The 22,463-nt window shown below is 64.0% G+C and carries 17 protein-coding genes; 16 read left to right on the forward strand and 1 reads right to left on the reverse strand.

Going from position 1 to position 22,463, the window contains the following annotated elements; genetic code table 11:
* The first annotated feature begins 16 nt into the window (after positions 1-16).
* Positions 17-1,801: an acyl-CoA dehydrogenase family protein gene (locus AB3X96_RS06935; protein ID WP_368589104.1), complete on the forward strand. Its 1,785-nt coding sequence runs from the start codon at positions 17-19 to the stop codon at positions 1,799-1,801.
* A gap of 143 nt (positions 1,802-1,944) precedes the next feature.
* Positions 1,945-2,697 (forward strand): SDR family NAD(P)-dependent oxidoreductase, encoded by a 753-nt coding sequence (locus tag AB3X96_RS06940; protein WP_176107417.1) that lies wholly within the window; start codon positions 1,945-1,947, stop codon positions 2,695-2,697.
* Between the two features lie 27 nt (positions 2,698-2,724).
* Here AB3X96_RS06940 and ppk2 read toward each other — a convergent pair whose 3' ends face one another.
* Positions 2,725-3,540, reverse strand: a complete 816-nt coding sequence (gene ppk2 / locus AB3X96_RS06945) for a polyphosphate kinase 2 (protein WP_368589105.1) — start codon at positions 3,538-3,540, stop codon at positions 2,725-2,727.
* Positions 3,541-3,773: 233 nt separating this feature from the next.
* Between ppk2 and AB3X96_RS06950 the strand changes: the two genes are divergently transcribed.
* The 14 genes from AB3X96_RS06950 to AB3X96_RS07015 all read left to right on the forward strand — a co-directional run bounded on the left by AB3X96_RS06950 (position 3,774) and on the right by AB3X96_RS07015 (position 22,462).
* Positions 3,774-4,454 carry a hypothetical protein gene (locus AB3X96_RS06950; protein WP_368589106.1) on the forward strand — a complete coding sequence of 227 codons (681 nt, stop codon included), beginning with the start codon at positions 3,774-3,776 and terminating at the stop codon, positions 4,452-4,454.
* Between the two features lie 340 nt (positions 4,455-4,794).
* On the forward strand, positions 4,795-5,340 hold the full coding sequence (locus AB3X96_RS06955) for a YSC84-related protein (protein WP_368589107.1): 546 nt from the start codon (positions 4,795-4,797) through the stop codon (positions 5,338-5,340).
* 822 nt (positions 5,341-6,162) lie between these two features.
* A complete protein-coding gene (locus tag AB3X96_RS06960) occupies positions 6,163-7,611 on the forward strand; it encodes an ATP-binding protein (protein WP_368589108.1) in 1,449 nt (482 codons plus the stop codon).
* Positions 7,612-7,616: 5 nt separating this feature from the next.
* The gene (locus AB3X96_RS06965; RefSeq protein WP_368589109.1) at positions 7,617-8,240 is read left to right on the forward strand and encodes a response regulator transcription factor; all 624 of its coding nucleotides are present in this window, start codon (positions 7,617-7,619) and stop codon (positions 8,238-8,240) included.
* Positions 8,241-8,390: 150 nt separating this feature from the next.
* A complete protein-coding gene (locus tag AB3X96_RS06970; RefSeq protein ID WP_013093249.1) occupies positions 8,391-8,780 on the forward strand; it encodes a response regulator transcription factor in 390 nt (129 codons plus the stop codon).
* A gap of 155 nt (positions 8,781-8,935) precedes the next feature.
* Positions 8,936-9,328 (forward strand): hypothetical protein, encoded by a 393-nt coding sequence (locus AB3X96_RS06975; RefSeq protein ID WP_176107422.1) that lies wholly within the window; start codon positions 8,936-8,938, stop codon positions 9,326-9,328.
* Positions 9,329-9,344: 16 nt separating this feature from the next.
* Positions 9,345-10,595 (forward strand): efflux RND transporter periplasmic adaptor subunit, encoded by a 1,251-nt coding sequence (locus tag AB3X96_RS06980; RefSeq protein ID WP_368589110.1) that lies wholly within the window; start codon positions 9,345-9,347, stop codon positions 10,593-10,595.
* Between the two features lie 12 nt (positions 10,596-10,607).
* A complete protein-coding gene (locus AB3X96_RS06985) occupies positions 10,608-13,841 on the forward strand; it encodes an efflux RND transporter permease subunit (RefSeq protein ID WP_368589111.1) in 3,234 nt (1,077 codons plus the stop codon).
* Position 13,842: 1 nt separating this feature from the next.
* Positions 13,843-15,357, forward strand: a complete 1,515-nt coding sequence (locus AB3X96_RS06990; protein ID WP_368589112.1) for an efflux transporter outer membrane subunit — start codon at positions 13,843-13,845, stop codon at positions 15,355-15,357.
* A complete protein-coding gene (locus tag AB3X96_RS06995) occupies positions 15,354-16,634 on the forward strand; it encodes a paraquat-inducible protein A (RefSeq protein WP_368589113.1) in 1,281 nt (426 codons plus the stop codon). The genes AB3X96_RS06990 and AB3X96_RS06995 overlap by 4 nt, the downstream gene beginning before the upstream one ends.
* On the forward strand, positions 16,618-18,237 hold the full coding sequence (locus AB3X96_RS07000) for an intermembrane transport protein PqiB (RefSeq protein ID WP_368589114.1): 1,620 nt from the start codon (positions 16,618-16,620) through the stop codon (positions 18,235-18,237). Before AB3X96_RS06995 ends, AB3X96_RS07000 begins: the two co-directional genes overlap by 17 nt.
* A 92-nt stretch (positions 18,238-18,329) precedes the next feature.
* Complete coding sequence (locus AB3X96_RS07005; RefSeq protein WP_368589115.1) at positions 18,330-18,893, forward strand: membrane integrity-associated transporter subunit PqiC; 564 nt, start codon at positions 18,330-18,332, stop codon at positions 18,891-18,893.
* Between the two features lie 178 nt (positions 18,894-19,071).
* Positions 19,072-21,408, forward strand: a complete 2,337-nt coding sequence (locus AB3X96_RS07010; RefSeq protein WP_368589116.1) for a DUF3141 domain-containing protein — start codon at positions 19,072-19,074, stop codon at positions 21,406-21,408.
* A 118-nt stretch (positions 21,409-21,526) separates the two neighbouring features.
* A complete protein-coding gene (locus AB3X96_RS07015) occupies positions 21,527-22,462 on the forward strand; it encodes a phosphate acetyltransferase (RefSeq protein ID WP_368589117.1) in 936 nt (311 codons plus the stop codon).
* The last annotated feature ends 1 nt before the right edge of the window (position 22,463 follow it).

The raw sequence follows: 22,463 nt of genomic DNA on the forward strand, positions 1-22,463 counted from the left end.
CCGGGGACACGAAGAAATGACGTTGACTTATAAGGCGCCGCTGCGCGACATGCGCTTCGCGATCGACGAGTGGCTCGACGCCGCGTCGTGGTGGCGCGATGTGCCCGACTGGCAGGACCTCGACTCGCAGACGGCGCAGCAGGTGCTGGAGGAAGCGGCGCGTTTCGTCGAGGAGCGCATCGCGCCGCTGAACGCGAGCGCGGATCTCGAAGGATGTCGTTTCGATGCGGGCAAGGTGACGACGCCCGCGGGCTTTCGCGAGTCCTACGCGGAGTTCGTCGAAGCGGGTTGGCCGACGCTGTCGCTCGACGCCGAGCACGGCGGACAGGGCCTGCCGCAGCTTCTCGACGTCGCACTGCAGGAAATGCTCGCGGGCGCCAATCATGCGTGGTTGATGTCTCCTGGGCTCACGCACGGTGCGACTGCCTGCTTGCAGACGCATGGCAGCGAGCGCGTGAAAACAGAGTTGCTGCCGAAAGTCGCGAGTGGCGAGTGGCTGTCGACGATGTGTCTGACCGAGCCCCAGGCCGGCAGCGATGTCGGCCTGATCCGGTCGCGTGCGACAGAAGCACCGGGCACCGACGGGTATTTCATCGACGGCAGCAAGATCTTCATCAGCGGCGGCGCGCACGACCTGACGGAGAACATCGTTCATCTGGTGCTCGCCCGTTTGCCCGATGCGCCATCCGGTACGAAAGGGTTGTCACTGTTCGTCGTGCCGGAATGGCTCAAAGACGGCGACGGTGGGCGCTCGCGCAATGGAGTCCATTGCGAAGGCATCGAAAAGAAAATGGGCCTGAAGGGCAGCCCGACCTGCACGATGCGCTTCGAACGCGCATTCGGTTGGCTCGTCGGTGAGCCGCATCGCGGCCTCGCCTGCCTGTTCGTGATGATGAATGCGGCGCGCCTGCAGGTTGCGATGCAAGGCCTCGGGCATGCGCATACCGCGTGGCAACGCGCGCATGCTTACGCGCAGGAACGCGCGCAGATGCGCGCGGTCAGCGTGCCGCCCGGCGTGACCGTCGCGGCGGGGCAGGCTGCGCCGATCGCGTTTCATCCGGCCATGCGACGGATTCTGATGGAGCTGCAGGCGATCGTCGAAGGCGAGCGCGCGATCGGTTACTGGACCGCGCATTGGCTCGACATCGCCGCGCATCATGCCGATGCCGACGAGCGAGACCGGGCGGCGCAGCTCGCATCGTTGCTCACGCCGGTTGCGAAGGCGTTTTTTACGGCCAATGGTTTCGACGCCGCATCGAAGGCATTGCAGGTGTTCGGCGGTTACGGCTACATCCACGAGTACGGCATCGAACAGACGTTGCGCGATAGCCGCGTGTCGATGTTGTACGAAGGCACCAACGAGATTCAGGCGATCGATCTGCTGGTTCGGAAGGTGCTGCCAGACGGGGCTGGAGCCCTCGATATGCTGCTTCGTCACGTGCGCGCCGAAGCGCGGTTGTGCCAGGAGTCCGTTCCGCTGGTTCGTTCTGCGGGAGCGAAGCTCGAACAACTCGCGGAGATAGTCGGGAACACGACGCGGGTGATCAAGGCACGCCATGCGCAAGACCCGGAGACGGCCTACCGCGTCGCGGACGACTATCTCGCGATGCTTGGCTGGATGCTGCTGGCGTTCGCGTGGGCGCGCACGCTGCGAATTGCGACGCCGCAATGCGAGGCTGAAGCGTTTTACGTGCAGAAACGGGACACGGGCCGCTTCTTCTTCGACTACCCGCTCGCGGCCTTCGCTTATCGCCGCAGCCTCGTTGAAGCCGCTTGCGAGGCAGCGCTGCCCTACGTTTGAAAGTCAGCGGCAGCTCGACAACTCTGACGAGTCGATTCGCCAGCCGATCCGACGAAGTTCGCCTAAGCTGATGACACCATGCAATCATGTACTTGGTGCCGTGACGCCTGTCATGGCACGGCTACGACCCAAAGGAGAGTGCGATGACTGAAGCCGTCGGAAACGCGGCGAACGCGCGTGTCGCGTGGATTGCCGGAGTGGGCGCGAGCGCCGGGCTAGGGGCCGCGCTCGCGCGTCGTTTTGCTCGCGAGGGTCTGCGCGTCGCGGTGACGGGCCGTTCGCGCGATCGGCTCGATACGATCGTCGACGAAATCCGGCGTGCCGGAGGGCAAGCCGATGCGTTGCCCGGCGACGTGACGAGCGAGAGCGAACTAGCCGCCATTGCGCGCCAGCTCGCCGACCACGGCACGCTCGAAGTCGCGATTTTCAACGCTGCCGGCGCAACGCGTGGACCGACGCTCGAATTGAGCGCCGAGCAGTTCGAGGCGGCATGGCGCGTCATCACCCTTGGCGGTTTTCTGTTCGCGCGAGCGTCGTTGCCGGCCTTACTGGCAGCAGGACGAGGCTCGCTGCTGTTCACGGGCGCCACCGCGTCGCTGCGCGGGCGGCCGCCGTTTGCCGCATTCGCCGCGGCCAAAGCCGGCTTGCGCTCGCTCACGCAGAGCCTCGCGCGCGAGTTCGGGCCGCGCAATATTCATGTGGCGCACGTGGTGGTGGATGGCGGCATCGACGGCGAACGTCTGCGCACGTCCGCGCCGCAATACGTGGCCGAACGCGGCCCGGACGGCCTGCTGAACCCCGACGACATCGCCGAAGCATACTGGCACCTGCATCAGCAGGGACGCAGCGCGTGGTCGCAGGAAATCGACCTGCGCCCGTTCAACGAGTCGTTCTAGCGAGGTGAGGCAACTACACCTGCCTCATCAATACCGCTCGGCCACGTATTTAAACGGATAGTCTGGTTCCTTATAGCCGTCCGGCTTTTGCCGTTTCGGCAGCGAGACCTTCTTGCGGGTAGGCTGCTTATACGGAATCCTCTGAAGCATATCGCTGATGATGTTCAGCCGCGCGCGCCGCTTGTCGTTCGAGTTCGCCAGGTACCACGAAGCGAAGTCGGTGTCCGACGCCGCGAGCATCTCATCGCGGGCGCGCGAGTAGTCATACCATCGGCTATAGGATTTCAGGTCCATGTCGGTCAACTTCCAGAGCTTGCGGCCGTCGTTGATGCGTGCTTCGAGCCGGCGAGTCTGTTCCTCGGGGCTGACCTCCAGCCAGTATTTGAGCAGGATGATCCCGGAATGAACGATCGCCCGCTCGACGAGCGGCACCGCCTTGAAGAAGTCCTGCACGTCATCTTCGGAGCAAAAGCCCATCACGCGCTCCACGCCCGCGCGGTTGTACCAGCTACGGTCGAAGATGACGACCTCGCCCGCGGCCGGCAAGTGCGGCACGTAGCGCTGCATATACATCTGGCTTTTTTCGCGTTCGCTCGGCGCCGGAAGCGCGACCACGCGGAACACGCGCGGACTGACGCGCTCGGTCATCGCCTTGATCGTGCCGCCTTTGCCGGCGCCGTCACGACCCTCGAAGACGATGCAGATCTTCGCTCCCGTTTGCACGACCCATTCCTGCAGCTTGACGAGTTCGACATGCAGATCGAACAACGCCTTGCGATACTCCTTGTACGACAGCGAACTGTCTTTCTCGGGCTGCCCGTTTTCCGACTTCGTTTTGGCCATACTCTTCTCCCCAGCGCGGACTGTTCCAGGGTACTGCGCAATGATCCATTCCCAAGGTAGAGTGCGGCGCGAAGCAGGGCCATACGACCTTGGTCCAATATCGTCGGTACAGGGCGCGCTGTATGCTCTGGGCGTTTGCTCGCGCGAGCCCGATCCGACTGTCCTCGCGGTACCTCGTCCATATGCCGGCAAGGCGCGCGCGATAGTTCGACGCCATCGCCACGGGAGGCCTCATGGATGCCGCCGGTCACACGGAGAGGGAAAACGTCGGCGACAGGGAGCCGGTCCTCGATGTCGTCGATCGAGTGTGCGAGTTATGTTTCGGCCTCTTCATGGCGCTGACCTTCGTCGGTACCGTCTCGGCCGTTGGCGCGGGTGCGGACGCGGGGCACAAGATGTTCTACACCGCGCTCGGCTGCAATCTTGCCTGGGGTCTCGCGGACGCGGTGATGTACCTCGTGCGTACGCTGGTGTCTCGCGGCAGACGTATGACGGTTGCACATTCCGTGCGAAGTGAGCCGGATGCAGCCGCGGGCGTTCGGGCGCTTCGCGATGCGATGGCGTCATGGCTCAAGCCGTTGATCGGCGATACGGAGCTGGAGTCGATCCGCAGGCGTGTTGCCGCGCGGCCGGATCTGCCGCAGCGAGCCATATTCGTGCGCGACGATTTCGTCGCCGCCGCGGCTATCTTCGTGCTCGTCGTTGCCTCGACGTTCCCGGTCGCGTTGCCCTTCGTGCTGTTCGCGCACGTCCCGACCGCGCTGATCGTCTCCCGTGTATTGACCATTGCGATGTTATTCGGCAGCGGCATGGCGCTGGGCCAATACGCGGGATTTCGCGGCTGGCAAGCCGGCCTTGCGATGGCGGCGGTCGGCGTGCTGCTGACCATGGCGATCATCGCGCTCGGCGGATGATCGATGTCCTCTGGCTTCGCGTTTCGCTCAGCATCCACACTGCGCTACCTGTAAGACCAAGGTCCGATTCCGCAGCGGTTTCAGCGTGACATCATGTATCTGCAAGCGTTGTAGTCGTCGCTCCGGTCACTTAAGAGCGACGCTTCCAATGCTCGCTAGATGCGCTCGGAAGATCGACGCGCGGCGGTGGCATTGATGGTTCCTTGGGCGGCTATGCCGCTTCACGGCAGAGAAAAAAGATCGAGGCTTCCAGACATCACGACTGGCGACTCGGATCGTAACCAGAACGGAGTCGAAAGTGAACAGACGGAACTTTGTGCACACGCTCGCGCTAACATCCATGGCAGCGAGTCTGGCTTTGGCGGGTTGCACGACGACCGGAGGAAGTGGCGAAAGCGCCACTACCGACGCCGCCAAACGGCAGGAGATCGACGCGGCCGTGAACGGTGCGCTGTCGAAATTGTTCGATACGGTGCAAGGCTCGCACGAGCTCGTATCGAAAGCGCAGGGCGTGCTGGTGTTTCCTTCGGTGAAGAAGGCGGCGTTCATCGTCGGTGGCGAGTACGGTGAAGGCGCATTGCGCGTCGGCGGAGCGACGGTCGGCTATTACAGTACCGCCGCGGCTTCGTTCGGATTGCAGGCCGGCGCGCAGTCGACCGCCGTGTTCTTCCTGTTCATGACGCAGGCTTCGCTCGACAAATTCCGCAACTCGAAGGGCTGGTCGGCGGGCGCCGACGCGTCGGTTTCGCTGCTGAAAGTCGGGGCTAACGGCGCGATCGATACCTCGTCGGCGACCGCCGAGGTCGTGGCGATGGTCTTGACCAATACGGGCTTGATGGCCGACGTGTCGGTGGCTGGCACCAAGGTTACGCGGCTGAATTTGTAACCGGACGCGGCAAGCAGCGCCATTCGATCGATCGTCATGACGCCGTCACCCGGCGGCGCGTCGCATGCTTTGGTACGGCGACGCGCCGAGCATGGTTTTTGGCGGACCCACCTCAGCCGGCCTCCCTATCATCCTTCCCGTTGTTCTCACGAAACGCTGCGAGCCAGCTGCGCTCGCGGCTCGCGGCGACGCCGCCTTTGATCTGCACTGACCGTCCTGCTTATTCAATGCCGGTAGAAAAGACGAAACCGAAACTCGGGTTCCTCATCTGCCTGGCATAGATTTATTTTTCGCGGTTGATGAAAGCAGATATTCACCGCGTGGAATATCGGGATACAAAGTTGACTTGCGTCAAAAACATATTTACGGGAGATTAACTAAATTGCACAATTGGCGTTCGGCCTACCCGCTGGCTCTTTAATTCGCACTGCATGAAAACTTTACCGTTGAAGTTTCCATTTGAAAGCGCTATCGCCCGGAGAGAAAGCATTGCGGCTCCGAACTGCGACGTTGCTGGTTTGCTAACCTTGTGCGCGTGAGGATGGGCCGGCACTCTCGCCCAGCAATAATTAACTGCCTAACAAACTGAGGCGCCATTTGCCGGTTGACGGCGGACAATGCAAAAAACCATTGAGTAGTTTCCCGAGTAAATGGCATAAATTACGGTCTCCTGTCGGTAATTGATTCTGGATGTCCTATACTGACTTCCAGCCACCAGACGTGCGAAGTACCGATTGTGAAGTCGATTAATGTGGTTCGCAGCCCAACGATAAAGACGTCGCAGTTGTACGGAATCCCTTCGCACTGGACCCGGAGGGGCCAATGATTAATCTGATCGTGCATGGCAGACACCTGGCGATCGGGGTAGCGGGAATCCTCACGGCGCTGCACGCGCAACCGCGCCACATGGGCCAAAGCAACCCGTCGCAGATCGACAATGCGCGCAACGACGGTCCTCCCCTGTCCGGGCACGACCGTTCCAGACAGTCTTCACCCAGACATCACCGGTTTCAGACCGCTCGAAGTATCACCGGCGTGTCGAGCCGGCAGAGTCCCCGCGATACCCGCGAGCCGCCGTCCGGCTTGCCGGCATGGCGGCGCTGTCTCGCCGCCTGCTCGTCATGGTTGCGAGGCGAAGGCGATAGCGGCACGCGGCGCATGCTCGACGCGAGAGTGCCGCTGTGCGAGACGCTCGAAATGTTGCCGGTCCCGATCGTCACGATCGATCAACGCGACCAGATCATCTTCGCGAACGCGCGGGCGGCGCAACTGTTCGGCTACACGAGCGAAGAGCTGGTCGGCGCGCCGAGCGCCAGGCTGTTTCCGATCGACGGCTTCAACGCCGATCGGTCGAGTCCAGGCAATCGTGGCGCGAAGCTGCAACTCGGCGTCACGACCACGCAGAGTCTGATCGCGCGGCGGCGCGATGGCGGCGGCTTTCACGCGGAAGCGGAAACCACCCGGTGCCGCGTGCACGATCAGGAATTGCGGATCACCGCGATATCGGATTGCAGTGCGTGCGGCGAAGTCGATGGAAATACGAGGGATCTCGCGCACCTCGCGCGCGTTTCTTCCTTGGGTGAACTCGCCGGATCGCTCGCGCACGAGTTGAAGCAGCCGCTTACCGCGATCCTCTTCAACGCGCAGGCCGCACGCAAATTCCTGGATTCGGAGACCACCAACGTCGTGGAGCTGCGCGAAGCGCTCGAAGACATCGTGGCCGACAATTGCCGCGCGAACGAGGTGCTGCAGAAGATCCGCGCCCTGGTGCGCAAAGGCGATGTCCAGTTGCAGTTGCTGGACGCCGGCAACGTCGTGCGCGACACCGCGATGCTCGTGCATAGCGATGCGTTGACACGCGGCGTGCACACGAGCTTCGACATCCCGGAGAATCTGGCGCTGATTTGCGGCGACAAGGTTCAGCTTCAGCAGGTGATCCTGAATCTGCTGCTGAATGCTTTCGACGCGGTCAAGGCTTGCCCTGCCGCGGACCGCCGCGTCGAAACGACGGTGCGCGAGGAAGCGGACGGGCTGATACGGATAACGGTAAAAGATTGCGGCCAGGGCCTCGACGTCGACAGCATGGAAAGGATTTTCCGGCCATTTTTCACCACCAAACCGCAGGGGCTCGGGCTGGGCCTGTCGATCAGCCGCACGATCGTCACGGCGCACCGCGGCCGGCTGTGGGCGGAAAACAACGAGGGCAAAGGGGCATCGTTTCACGTCACGCTTCCCGTCGCGACCGATATCCGACAGAGACTCGTGCCCTGATCATCATGAACCAGACCAACACTCGCGTCTTCATCGTCGACGACGACGGCAGCGTGCGCAGCGCGCTCGCCCGCTTGCTGCGCGCGTCCGGCTACCAGGTCGAATGCTTCGACAGTCCCGAGGCCTTTCTCGAACGAGCCGATTTGACGAGCATGCCGGCCTGCCTCGTTCTCGATCTGCAGATGCCGGGCATGACGGGACTCGAAGTGCAGCGCAAGCTCGATCAGCTGCTGCCGATTGTCTTTCTGACCGGCCACGGCGACATCGGCTCGAGCGTCGACGCGATGAAAGGCGGAGCCGTCGACTTCCTGCCCAAGCCGGTGCGCGACTCGCTGTTACTCGCCGCGGTGGATCGCGCGCTCGCGCGCGCATGCGTGGAAAGCAGGCGCCGCCACGAACGCGAGGAAATAGAAGAGCGCATGCGGCATCTGACCCGCCGCGAGCGCGAAGTGATGGAGCTCGTCGTGACCGGCCGTCTGAACAAACAGGTTGCGAGCGATCTGGGCGCGGCCGAAAAAACGATCAAGATACATCGGGCCCGCGTGATGGAGAAGATGAAGGCCCGATCGATCGTCGAACTCGTTCATCTGCTGCGAAAGGGCGGCCTTTGTACGGCCGACGAAGAATAATCGCCCGGCTCCCGCGTTGCGCCGCCACTTTCAGCGGCGCTGACCGACACCGCTAGTGGACCAAAGTCTTATATCTCATTGGGGTTTCAACCAGTACGCTAAGGCATCAGAGGTCCCCTTTCCGGAGCGGCCGCGCGTTCGCGCTGTCATATGGTCAACCCTAACCAATTCGTTGCGGTGGTCGACGATGACGAGTCGGTGTGCCGAGCTATCAAGCGTTTGCTGCATTCCGAAGGTATCAGGGCGGAGACGTTTTGCAGCGGTGACGAGTTCTTGAATGCGCTTGCGGCAATTCCCTCGTATCGGCCTGCCTGCGTGATTCTGGACGTCCAGATGCCGGGAACCAACGGCCTGGAAGTCCAGCGTCAGCTCGCGCAAATGGGGGTGCCGGTCATCATGATTACCGCCTACGAAGATATCTCCGTCCGCCAGGCCGCGCTCGCGGCCGGCGCGGCCGCGTATCTGCGCAAGCCTTTCACCAGCGCGATTCTGTTCAAGGCGGTCGAGGTGGCCATCGGCGGTCCGCCGCCGACACCCTGAACGCGCGCCTTCGCACCGGAAGATATGAGACCAAGGTCCGATTGCCGCCGTTTCTTCGGATCACCAAACTGAACTCAGTCCAAGCGTCGAACCGAACGCCGGCTGCGCCGCGCGGAGCGCGGCAGCGTTCAAGGATAAGAGCGGGAGCGCAAGTGATGAAATCAATTTCGGTTTGTCTCGCGATTCTTCTCGGTACCGCTGCGATGCAGGTGGGCGCGGCGGACTTCGACGGCAGCAAGCGGCTGATGTGCGCGACGATCGACGCGCACGCCTGCGATCCGGGGATCGCTTGCACGCGCGCGTTGCCCGCGGATCTCGGTCTGCCGAAATTCCTCACGCTCGACTTCGACAAACGCGCGGTCGTCGGCCCCGCGCACACGACGCCGATGCTCTCGGTTACCAAAGAGGCGGATCAGCTCGTGATGCTTGGCAATGAAATGGGCTTTGGCTGGACGCTGGCCGTCGATTCGACGGACGGCGAGATGACGCTGATGATCGCGAACAGAAACGATGCCTTCGTGCTGTTCGGCAACTGCACGCCTTTGTAATCAGGCGGAGTGCGCGATGAAAACCGTACCCGTGTGTTTGGCCTCGCCGCGGCCGGATTCTCGCGGCCCTCTCCCGTTGCTCGCCGTCGTCGCGGCACTGACGCTGCTCACCCTGCTCGCGTCGTGCAAAAAGGAAGCGCCACCGCAGGTAGCCGCCGTGCCGGAAGTGACCGTGATGACGGTCGTCCAGCAGGACACGCCGGTCGACTTCGAATTCACCGCGCAAACCCAGAGTTCGCGCGAAGTCGAGATCCGCTCGCGGGTGGACGGATTTCTCGACAAGCGCATGTACACCGAAGGCACGTTGGTCAAGACGGGACAGACGCTGTTCCAGATGGACCGCAAGCCGTTCGAGGCCGCGCTGCAGACCGCGAAAGGGCAACTGGCCCAGCAGCAGGCGCGTCTCGAAGTCGCCAAGGCCAATCTCGCGCGCGTGCAACCATTGGCGGCGCAGAATGCATTGAGCAAGAAGGATCTCGACGACGCTGTCGGCAACGAGAAGCAAAGCGCCGCGGCGGTGTTCGCCGCGCAGGGCGAAGTCGATACCGCGCAGCTGAACCTCGGCTACACGACGATCAAGTCTCCGCTGAACGGGCTGTCGAGCTTCGCGCGTCAGCAGGATGGCAGCTACGTGACGGCAACCGGCAACAGCAGCTTGCTGACCTACGTGTACCAGCTCGACCCGATGTGGGTGAACTTCAGCATTTCCGAGAACGAGATGCTGAAGTACCGCGACGAAATCGCGGCCGGACAGCTGCGCTTTCCGCCGAACAACAATTTCTCCGTGCATCTGATTCTTGCCGATGGCACGCCTTATGCCGAGCAGGGCCAGATCGACTTCGCGAACCCTGCGTTCAACACGGAAACGGGAACCTTCCTCGTGCGCGCGACCTTCGCCAACCCGAAATACACCTTGCGTCCGGGGCAGTTCGTGAAGGCCCGCGTCGGCGGTGCGATCCGGCCCAACGCGACGCTGGTGCCGCAGCGCGCGGTGTTGCAGGGCGCGAAGAGTCACTTCGTGTGGGTCGTGGGTAACGATGCGAAGGCGCATCAGCGGGTCATCGAAGTCGGCGAGTGGCAGGGCGACAACTGGTTCGTGTCCGATGGACTGAAGGCGGGCGAGCGCATCGTCGTGGATGGCGCGCTGCGCGTCACCGCGGATTCGCAGCTGAAGATCGTCAAGGAGCTGCCGGCGGCCAAGGACTCGGCGGCCGTGGCGACGGCTGCATCGCAAAGTGGCGCGGCAGCGGCGCCCGCCGCCGAGTGACGGGGCGCCCACATGAATATCTCGCGCTACTGCATCGACCGGCCGATTTTCGCCTCGGTCATCTCGATCGTCATCACGCTCGGCGGCGCGATTGCGATGTTCGCGCTGCCGGTCGCGCAATACCCGGACGTCACGCCGCCGCAGATCACCGTGTCCGCGACTTACCCGGGCGCGAGCGCCGAGGTCGTCGCGAACAACGTCGCCGCGCCGATCGAGCAGCAGGTCAACGGCGCGGACAACATGATCTACATGAACTCGTCCAGTTCGTCGACCGGCAGTTTTACGCTCAACGTGTTCTTCAACATCGGCACGAATCCTGAACTGGCCCAGGTCGACGTGCAGAACCGCGTGAATCTCGCACTGCCGCAACTGCCGAGCTCGGTGCAGTCGCAAGGCGTTCAGGTCCAGAAGAAGTCGTCGGCATTCATGATGGTGATCGCGGTCTATTCGCCCACCGACCGCTACGACGCGACCTACATCGCGAACTTCACGAACATCTACGTACTCGACGCGATCAAGCGGATTCCCGGCGCGAACCAGTCGTCCATATTCGGTAATCCAGACTACGCGATGCGAATATGGTTGAAGCCGGATCGAATGGCGCAACTGGGCGTGACGGCCGCCGACGTGCAAAAGGTCGTCTCGAACCAGAACCAGCAGTTCGCGGTCGGCAGCATCGGACAGTCGCCAACGGGCTCGGCGGTGCAGCAGTCGTTCGCGGTCACGACCACGGGGCGCCTCGCCGAGCCGTCGCAGTTCGACAACATCATCGTGCGCGCGGCGAGCGGCGGCGCGGCGATCGTGCGCCTGAAGGACATCGGCCGCGCCGAGCTGGGCCAGAAGGACTACTCGATTCGCAGCCGTTTCCAGGGCAAGCCGGCCACGGTGTTGGCCGTGTATCAGCAGCCGGGCGCCAATGCGCTCGAAGTGTCGAAGCAGGTGCGCAAAACGCTCGCGGAGCTGAAGAAATCGTTTCCCGAAGGCATGACCTACGAGATCGCGATGGACACGACCGAGTTTACGCGGGCGTCGATCTCGGACGTGATCCACACGTTCTTCGAAGCGCTGGTGCTCGTCGTGATCGTCGTGTTCGTGTTCCTGCAAAGCCTGCGTGCGACGCTGATCCCGATCGTCGCGGTGCCGGTGTCGATCGTCGGCACCTGCATGTTCATGCTGCTCGTCGGCTTTTCGATCAACATGCTGACCTTGTTCGGCATGGTGCTCGCGATCGGCATCGTCGTCGACGATGCGATCGTGGTGATCGAGAACGTCGAGCGCAACATGACGGTGCACAAGCTGTCGCCGAAAGAAGCCTCGAAAATGGCCATGGACGAAGTCGCCGGACCGGTCGTGGCGATCGTGCTGGTGCTGTGCGCGGTGTTCGTGCCGGTTGCGTTTCTCGGTGGCATCACCGGGCAGTTGTACAAGCAGTTCGCGATCACGATCGCGATTTCGGTGGTGCTGTCCGGCATCGTCGCGCTGACCTTGTCGCCGGCGCTCGCCGCATTGCTGCTGAAGAGCGCGCACCACGAGAAAAAGGGCTTTTTCCGCTGGTTCGACAACCAGTTTGCCCGCATGACGGCGGGCTATACGCGCGCGGTCAAAGTCGTCATCAAGCGCTGCATCATGGGGCTCGTGTTCTTCGTGGCGTTGATCGCGCTCTCGGTGCTGATGGTGCGCTCGATTCCGTCCGCGTTCCTGCCGCCCGAGGACCAGGGCTATCTGCTCGGCGCGGTCATCATGCCGGACGCCGCGAGCCTCGACCGCACCGGCCAGGTATCGCAACGCGTCACCGACTACTTCAAGGATCGAGACGGGGTCGGCAGCATCACCACGATCGATGGGTTCAGCCTGCTCGACAGTCAGAACAAGAACAATGCCGGCACATTCTTCGTCGGTTTGAAGAGCTTCGACGAACGCTACACGCGGGCCAACATCAGGACGCAGAATGCGCGCGCGCTTCTGCTCGACGCGTATAAGTACTTCTCGAACGTGCAGGAGGGCATCGTACTGCCGGTCAATCCGCCGTCGATTCCGGGGCTCGGCACGACGGGTGGCACGGAGGTGTGGATCCAGAGTAAGGGTGACGGGAACATCTCACAGCTCGCGGGCGTGGTCGAGCAGTTTTTGCAGAGAGCGCGGGCGCGTAAAGAACTGACTCGCGTGACGTCGACATTCAATGCGTCGTCGCAGCAACTGATGGTCAACGTCGATCGCGACAAGTCGGAGACGCTCGGCGTGCCGGTCGAAGACGTCTATAGCGCGATGCAGACGATGTTCGGCTCGCTGTACGTGTCGCAGTTCAACCGCGCGGCCCGGCTGTGGCAGGTGATCCTGCAGGCGGAGCCGTCATATCGCCTGAAGCCGACCGATCTCGATCAGATCTTCGTGCGCAGCACCAACGGCACGATGGTGCCGATCAAGGCGTTGGCGACCTATCGCTATGTGACGGGCCCGGACCTCGTCACCCGGTTCAATAACTTTCCGGCCGTCAAGATCACGGCCAATGCGGCACCCGGCTTTAGCTCCGGGCAGGTGATCTCCACGCTCGAAGAGCTCGCCGCGCAGATGCCGGACGGCTACGACGTCGCGTGGAGCGGCGAAGCGTTCGAAGAGCGGCAGTCGGGCGGCACCTCCGGTCTCGTATTCGTATTCGGTCTCGTGATGGTGTTCCTGATCCTCGCCGCGCAGTACGAGAAATGGACGCTGCCGTTCGGCGTGCTGATGGCGGTGCCGTTCGCTCTGTTCGGCGCGCTGCTCGCGATCATGCTGCGCGGGCTGTCCAACGACGTCTACTTCCAGATCGGGCTGACGATGCTGGTCGCGCTCGCCGCGAAGAACGCGATCCTCATCTTCGAATTCGCGGTGCTCAACCGCGAGGGCGGCGCATCGGTCCTCGACGCGACGATGACCGCCGCGGAAGAACGGCTGCGTCCGATCGTGATGACCTCGCTCGCGTTCATTCTCGGCTGCGTGCCGCTCGCGATCGCGACGGGCGCATCGGCGAACAGCCGCCATTCGATCGGTACCGGTGTGATCGGCGGGATGCTGGGCGCGACGGCGATCGCGGTGTTCTTCATCCCGATGTTCTATTACCTGCTCGAATCGATGTCGTCGCGCTCGAAGGGAGGCAAAAAGTCGACGCCGGACGCGCAGCACAGTGGCGGCGCGGGACGGGAGCCCTCGGCGGTGGCCGGGCCCGGTGCGTCGAGCGAGGCGCCGTCCGCGCCGCGGGAAGGTGAATGACATGCGCGGCACGGCACCGACCCGTCTGCTCGCCTCCGTCATGCTGCTCGCGCTGAGCGGATGCCTGCTAGGCCCCAACTACCAACGCCCGGCGGTCGAGGTGCCCGCCACCTATCGTTTCGCCCAGGGCGAGGCCGCGGGCATCGCCAACGCCGTATGGTGGGAGCAGTTTCAGGACCCAGTGCTCGATCAGCTGATCGCCACCGCGCTGCAGGACAACCGCGACGTGAAGGTCGCGGCCGCCCGGGTCGACGAGTTTCGCGGGATGTTCGTGACCACGCGTTCGGGGCTGTTCCCGCAAGTCTCGGCAGGCGCCGAAGCGTCGCGCCAACGCGTCTCGCAGGCCGAAGCCGTGACGGTGCCCAAGGGCGTGAGCCCCGTCTACAACCAGTTCGACGCGACCTTGGCGGTGTCCTGGGAACTCGATCTGTTCGGCAAGGTGCGCCGCGAAACCGAGGCGGCGCGCGCAAATCTGCTCGCCAGCGAAGAGGGCCGCCGCGCGACGATTCTGACGCTGGTCAGCTCGGTCGCTTCGGCCTATATCAATCTGCGCAGTCTGGACCGGCAGCTCGAGATCGCGAAGGAGACCGTGCAAAGCCGCGCGGAATCGGTGCGCGTGTTCGAGGCGCGTTTCCGCTACGGCGAGGTCTCGCAGATGGAACTCGCGCAAAGCCAGTCGGAGTATCAAGCCGCGCAGGTCACGGTTCCGCAGCTCGAAGCGCAGATCGGCCAGCAGGAAGACGCGTTGTCGGTGTTGATCGGCAGGAATCCCGGCGCGATTCTGCGCGGCCGTGAGCTGGCGCAGATGGGCACGCCGCCGATTCCCGCGGGGCTGCCGTCCGAACTGCTCGAACGCCGTCCCGATCTGCTGGAGGCCGAGCAGACGCTGGTCGCGCAAAACGCGCTGATCGGCGCGGCGCGCGCGTTGTACTTCCCGTCGATTTCGCTGACCGGGCTGTTCGGTTCGGTCAGCGCGCAGTTCTCGAATCTGTTCACCGGACCGGCGCGCGCGTGGTCGTTTGCGGGCAGCGTCACGCAGCCGATCTTCACGGCGGGCAACATCACCGGCCAGGTGCATCAGGCCGAAGCGCGCCAGCAGGAAGCGCTGTACTCGTATGAAAAGGCGATCCAGGTGGCGTTTCAGGAGGTCGAGGACTCGTTGCTCTCCGTGCAGAAGACACATCAGGCACTCGATGCGCAAAACCTTCAGGTCGAAGCGCTGGTCACGTATGCGCACCTCGCTAGGCAGCGTTACGAAGGCGGCTATACGAGCTATATCGAAGTGCTCGATGCGGAGCGCAGCCTGTTCAACGCGCAATTGAGCTATGCGCAGACCCAAGGCGCGGTGCTGACCTCGTACGTCACGCTCTACAAGGCGACGGGCGGCGGCTGGGTGGCCGAGGCGGAAAAAATGACTGCACCGCCGGCCGGGCCGCAAGCGTCGCCAGCGATGGCGCCGGTCTCGCAGAACCTGACCGCGCCGGGTGGAACGTCGGGTGCAGTGGAGGCGAGATGACGGGCAACGAGCTGATCGCGTGCGAAGAGTGCGACCTGCTTCAGCTCGGCGCGCCGCCCGCCGCCGGCAATGCGTTGCGCTGCCAGCGTTGCCGCGCGGAGCTCAGGCGCGGACGATCGAACGGGCCCGAGTATGCGCTCGCATTCTCGTGCGCGTCGGCGGTGCTGCTCGTGATCTCGAACGCGTTTCCGATCGTCGGTCTGTCGCTGAACGGCAATATCGTACAGACGACGCTCGCGGGTTCGGTGCGCATGCTGTACACCCACGGCGCGTGGCCGCTCGCGTTGCTGGTCGGCCTCACGACGATCGTCACGCCGGTGCTGCAAACCGCGGCGATGCTGTGGCTGCTGCTGCCGCTGCACTTCGGGCGCGCACCGTGGCGCCCGGTCGAGTTCTTTCGCGTGTTTCAGCTCGCGCGGCCGTGGGGCATGACCGAGGTGCTGATCCTCGGTCTGCTGGTCGCGCTGGTCAAGCTCGCGCATATCGCGAAGGTGGTGCCGGGCACCGCGCTGTGGTCGTTCATCGCGCTGATGCTGCTGCTCGCGGCCGCGGCGGCGACGTTCGATCCGCGCGAAGTGTGGTCGCGCATCACGGCGGCGCGTGGCGCGCAAGGTTGGCAATTGCCGCCGATCCGCGTGCGCCGCAACGCCATCACGGCGTCCGCCTACGGGCTCGTGCTGTGCGAAGAATGCGGCCTGCTGCTCAAGCAGCCCGGCGGCGCGGGCAAGCATGTCTGTCCGCGCTGCAAGGCGCCGTTGCATCAGCGCAAGCCCGCAAGCCTGTCGCGGACCTGGGCGTATCTGGTCGCCGCGATGGTGCTCTATATTCCGGCCAACGTGCTGCCCGTGATGGACACGAGTTCGCTGTTCGGCTCGCAGAAGGACACGATCCTGAGCGGCGTGGTCTATCTGTGGGTATCGGGCTCGTGGCCGCTCGCGGTGCTCGTATTCATCGCGAGCATCGCGGTGCCGATGCTGAAGATTCTCGGCATCGGCTATCTCGCGTTGTCCACGCAGCTTCGTTGGCAATGGCTGCCCGGGCAGCGCACGCGGATCTATCGGCTGATCGAGCTGATCGGGCGCTGGTCGATGCTCGACATCTACGTGATCACGATGCTGGTCGCGCTGGTGCAGTTCCAGGCGCTCGCGACGATCAAGGCGGGCCCGGCGGCGGTCGCGTTCGGCGCGGTCGTCGTGCTGACCTTGCTCGCCGCGATGGCGTTCGATCCGCGCCTGATGTGGGACGCTATGGAGACCGAACGTGTCCACTCCGACTGAAGAGCCCGAGCTGCCCGCCGCCGAGCCGGTGCCGCGCTCGCGCTGGCGGATGCAACTGGTCTGGCTCGTGCCGATCGTCGCGATCCTGATCGGCGGTTGGCTCGCGGTGAAGGCGGTGATAGAGCGCGGCGAGCAGATCAGCATCAGCTTCAAGACCGGTGACGGTCTCGAAGCAGGCAAGACGAAGCTCAAGTTCAAGGACGTCGACATCGGCGTGGTCGAAGCGGTATCGCTGACGCCGGATCACAAGCGCGTGGTGGCCAAGGCCGAGGTGACGCGCGACGTGTCGGACCTGCTCGTCGACAACACGCGCTTCTGGGTCGTGCGTCCGCGCATTTCGGGCGGCACGGTGTCGGGGCTCGGCACGTTGCTGTCGGGCTCGTATATCGACGTCGATGTCGGCAATTCGCCGAAAGCACGACGCAGTTTCGTCGGCCTCGAGGAGCCGCCCGCGATCGCGAGCGACGTGCCGGGGCACGAGTACACGTTGCACGGAGTTGGACTCGGCTCGCTCGACGTGGGCACGCCGGTCTTTTTCCGCAGAATCCAGGTGGGCCAGGTCTCGTCGTTCCACCTGGACCCGGACGGCCGTGGCGTCACGGTGAAGGTGTTCGTCAACGCGCCCTACGACCGGTTCGTGAGAACCGACACGCGTTTCTGGCACGCGAGCGGTGTCGACATGTCGTTCGACAGCAACGGCTTGCGCCTCGAAACGCAGTCGATCGTGTCGATCATCATCGGCGGGATCGCGTTCGAATCGCCGCCGGGATCGCAGGTAGAGACGAGCGCCGATAGCGGCACCCGGTTCGAGCTGTACCCCAGGCGCGCCGACGCGATGGAGCAGCACGATCGCATCGTCGACAAGTACGTGGTGAATTTTACGGATTCCGTACGCGGTCTGACGGTCGGCGCACCTGTTGATTTCCGCGGCGTCGTGATCGGCGAAGTGACGGCGATCTACACGCGCTTCGATCCGAAGACGCGCCAGTTCAGCATTCCGGTCGAGATCAATCTCTATCCGGAGCGGTTCACGTCGCGCTATCGGAACGACGGCGCTGGCGACGGCGGACGGCTTGCCGCGGACCCGCGCGCGCTCGCGGACTTCCTCGTCGAGAGAGGCTTGCGCTTCCAGTTGAGAAGCGGCAATCCGCTGACGGGCCAGCTCTATCTCGCGGTGGATTTTTTCCCCGACGCGCCGAAGGCGTCGATCGACTGGACCAAGACGCCGCCCGAAATGCCCGCGACTCCGCGCACGCTGCAATCGCTTCAGGACTCGGTCACGCGTCTGCTGACCAAGATCAACAACATCCCGTTCGAGGATATCGGCAAGGACGCGCGCTCGACGCTGCGCACCACCAACGCGATGCTCGGGCAGCTCCACACCCAGGTCGTGCCGAAAGCGTTCGACACGCTGCTGTCGGCGCAATCCACGCTCGATTCGGCGAATGCCGCGCTGCAGCCGGACTCGTCGCTGCAGCAATCGACCGAGGACGCGATGCGCGAACTGACCCGTACCGCGGCGTCGCTGCGCACCTTGTCCGACTATCTGGCGCAGCATCCGGAATCGCTCGTGCGCGGCAAGTCGGAGGGCAAGAAGCCATGACAGATGCGACGGTCCGCTCATTGCCCCGCTTTTCGGTCCGCTTATCGGCCCGCTTTTCGGCCCGCTTTTCGGCCCGCCTCACGGCCTGCCTGATGCTCGCGCTCGCCGCTGCTCTGCTCGGCGCCTGCAAGTCGCCGGCGACGAACTTCTATACGCTGAGCCCCGACGAATCGCTGAGCGGCACCGGGGCGAGCCGGCCGATCGCGGCCGTGATCGGTCCGGTCACGATTCCCGAGATCGTCGACCGGCCGCAGATCGTCACGCGGATCGGCAACAACGAGGTCGAGGTCAACGAATTCGACCGCTGGGCGCAGCCGCTCGGTGGCGACATCGGCCGTGTGATCGCGGCCGATCTCGGCGCACTGCTGAACTCGCAGCAGATTTCGGTGTTCGATGCGGTACGCGATCCGTCCGTCGTCTGGCGCGTGCGGATCGACGTGATGCGCTTCGAGTCCGTGCCGGGGCGCGACGTCACCGTCGACGTGCTGTGGGCCGTGCGCCCGCCCGGCAAGATCCGCGCCGTCACCGGCCGCTCGGTCGCTCGCGAGAGCGTGTCCGGTCCCGGCTTCGAGCCGATCATCGCCGCGCATGATCGCGCGCTCGCCTCGGTGAGCCGCGATATCGCCGCCGCAGTGCAGGCGAGCCCCGCTCAATGACTCGTCGCGGCGCGACATGTCGCCACGCACGGCGCCCGACGCCGGGTGCCGCGCTGGCTCGCGCGCATAATAAGACCTTGGTCCGATTGCCACAGGCCAGGGCCAAATCCACGATTCAATCGATGCACGGCGCGTGCGTCCGCAGCGATCGTGACGCGCACCTTTCAGGAGTCTTCAGATGGACGCTGAAACGCTGTTGTCACAAAGCCAGGACATTGCCTCGAAAATCACCCGCGTGCTGCAAAAGCGCACGCAAATCGCGCAGCAGCATCTGAACGAACGGGTCACCGAAACGCTCGGCCTCGATCACGATGGCGCGCCGACTGCAAGCGCGATGCCCGCGCCATTCGATCCGCTGAGCGCGTGGCAATACACGGTGGATGCCGCGCTGCGTTCGCTGCTCTTCTGGGACACGCTATACCGGCGCGGCAACGAATTCGTCGAACGCAGCGTCAGCGGTCCGACGCCGGTGCTGCATTTCGAGTACGACATGCTGCTCGACGGCCGCACGTTCGAGCGGCCGGTCAACTATGCGCTGCTGCAACTCCGTCCGCTCGAAGGCGTGGGCGTCGACGTGCGCAAGCGCCCATATCTGATCATCGATCCGCGCGCGGGCCACGGCCCCGGCATCGGCGGCTTCAAGGACGATTCGCAGGCGGGCATCGCGCTGCGCGCGGGCTATCCCGTCTACTTCGTGGTGTTCTTTCGCGACCCCGAACCCGGTCAAACTCTGCTCGACGTGTGCAATGCCGAGCAGCGATTCGTGCGCAAGGTGCGCGCGCTGCATCCGGACAGTCCGAAGCCCGCGATCATCGGCAATTGCCAGGGCGGCTGGGCGGCGATGATGCTCGCCAGCTCCGACCCCGAGGAGACCGGCCCGATCGTCATCAACGGTGCCCCGATGTCGTACTGGAGCGCCGCCTGGAGCGAAGGCGAGGGCGACAACCCGATGCGCTATGCGGGCGGCATGCTGGGCGGCGCGTGGCTCGCGTCGTACGCGGCGGATCTCGGCAACGGCAAGTTCGACGGCGCGTATCTGGTGCAGAACTTCGAGAACCTGAACCCCGCCAACACGTTCTGGGACAAGTACTACCACCTGTATTCGAACGTCGATACCGAACCGCCGCGCTTTCTGGAATTCGAGCGCTGGTGGGGCAGCTACTACCTGATGAATCGCGAAGAGATCGAATGGATCACGCGCAACCTGTTCGTCGGCAACAAGCTGTGGTCGGGCGGTGTGACGAACAGCAGCGGCCAGGCGTTCGATCTGCGTGAAATCCGCTCGCCGATCGTGCTGTTCGCGTCGATGGGCGACAACATCACGCCGCCTCAACAGGCGTTCAACTGGGTGGCGGACCTGTACGGCAGCACCGAGGAGATCAAGGCGCGCGGCCAGGTGATCGTCGGTCTGACGCACCAGAACATCGGGCATCTGGGCATTTTCGTGTCCGGCAAAGTCGCGAAGAAAGAGCACAGGCAGATCGTCTCCGTGCTCGAGACCATCGAGACGTTTCCGCCCGGGCTCTACGGCATGACCATCAACGAGACGAGGAACGCGGCCGGAGAGATCGATTACGAAGTGGAATTTCATGAGCGGCGGCTCGAGGAGATTGCCGCGCGCTTGAACCGCTTCGGCCGCATCGACGAAAAGCCGTTCGAAGTGGTCGCGGCGGTGTCCGATATGAATCAGCGCATGTATGAACTGTTCGCGCAGCCGTTCGTGCAGGCGATGTCGAACGAAACGAGCGCCCGCATGCTGCGCCAGTTCCATCCGCTGCGCTGGCAGCGCTGGGCCGTTTCCGCGATGAACCCGTGGCTTGGCTGGCTGCCGGCGGCGGCGCAGTCGGTGCGTGAGAATCGTCAGCGGACCGGCGCGGATAACCCGTGGAGCAAGCTCGAACGCAATGGCTCGCAAATGATCAGCGCGTCGCTCGACTATTACCGCGCGATGCGCGACGCGGCGACCGAGGCCGGCTTCTTCAGCGTGTACGCGAACCTATATGCGACGTATTTGAGCAAGCCGGCCGCCGATGGCGCGCCCGCGCAGGCCGGCGCGATCGATCCGCGCGAGTTGCCGTTCGTGCGCACGGTGTTGGAGGCGATCGGCGACGGCGGCTACACGGAGGCGCTCGCGCGCGCGGCCTTCCTGTTGTCGCGAAGGGGCGAGTCGTTGCCGCTCGCGCGCTACGAGTTGCGCAAGGAGATCGCCGAAAGCTACGCGGAGTATCTGCCCGACATCAGCAGCGATCACTGGCGGCGCATCCGGGGCGAGCAGGAAATCATCGTCAGCCTCGAACCGGACCAGGCGATTGCGACGCTGCCTAAGCTGCTTTCCCATAGCGAGGACCGCGAGCGCTTTCTGCAACTGCTCGACAAGCTGGCGAGCGACGAGCGCGTGTTGAACGCGTCGCCCGACGCCGCGCAAAAGGACGCGTTCGAACGCATCCGCGCGGTGCTGGGTTCGCGAGTGAACCGCAAGCGCGACGCCCGTTTGCCTGACCCCACGCGCATGTGAGCGAGCGGCGCGTTGCGCGGCCGGATGCAAGCATGACGCAATGGCAAGCACGGCGCCCGTCAGCCGGGCGCATCGCGCGTCACGAATCTGACGCGCTGTACACACGAGGAATAAGCCGATGGAAAAGCACGCGAAGTATCAGCGCCTGATCGAGTTCTGCCAGACGCTGCCGGCGATGCCGACAGCGGTCGCGCACCCGTGCGACCAGAGTTCGCTGCAGGGCGCGGTGGAAGCGGCGGGCATGGGCCTGATCGCGCCGGTTCTCGTCGGGCCACGCGTCCGTATCGAAGCGATCGCCGCCGAGCACGGCATCGACATCTCGGACTTCACGATCGTCGATGCAGCGCATAGCCATGCCGCTGCCGCCGCAGCCGTGCAACTGGTGCGCGAAGGCAAGGCCGAGGCCATGATGAAGGGCAGCCTGCACACCGACGAGCTGATGGCCGAGGTGATTCGCCGTGACATCGGCCTGCGCACCGAGCGGCGCATCAGCCATTGCTTCGTGATGGACGTGCCCGCGTACGAGAACGCGCTGATCATCAGCGACGCCGCGATCAACATCGCGCCGACGCTCGAAGAGAAGGTCGACATCCTGCAGAACGCGATCGATCTTGGGCACGCGCTGAAATTTGAAGAAGTCCGCGTGGCGATCCTGTCCGCGACCGAGAGCGTCAATCCGAAGATTCCATCGACGGTGGAAGCGGCGGCGCTGTGCAAGATGGTGGACCGCGGGCAGATCACCGGCGGTCTCGTCGACGGTCCGCTTGCACTCGACAACGCGATCAGCCTCGAAGCCATGCGCATCAAGAAGATCGAATCGCGGGTGGCGGGACGCGCCAATGTACTGGTGGTGCCGGACCTCGAAGCGGGCAACATGCTGGCGAAAAGCCTGTCGTTTTTGGCCGGCGCGGACGCGGCGGGCATCGTGCTAGGCGCGCGCGTGCCGATCATTCTGACGAGCCGCGCGGATTCGCTGTCGACGCGTCTCGCGTCGTGCGCGGTCGCCGCACTGGTGGCGAAGGCAAGGCGCGAGGCCGCCAAGGTGGTCGGGTGAC

It is taken from the genome of Paraburkholderia sp. BR13439, from assembly GCF_040948805.1.
GTDB lineage: Bacteria > Pseudomonadota > Gammaproteobacteria > Burkholderiales > Burkholderiaceae > Paraburkholderia > Paraburkholderia youngii.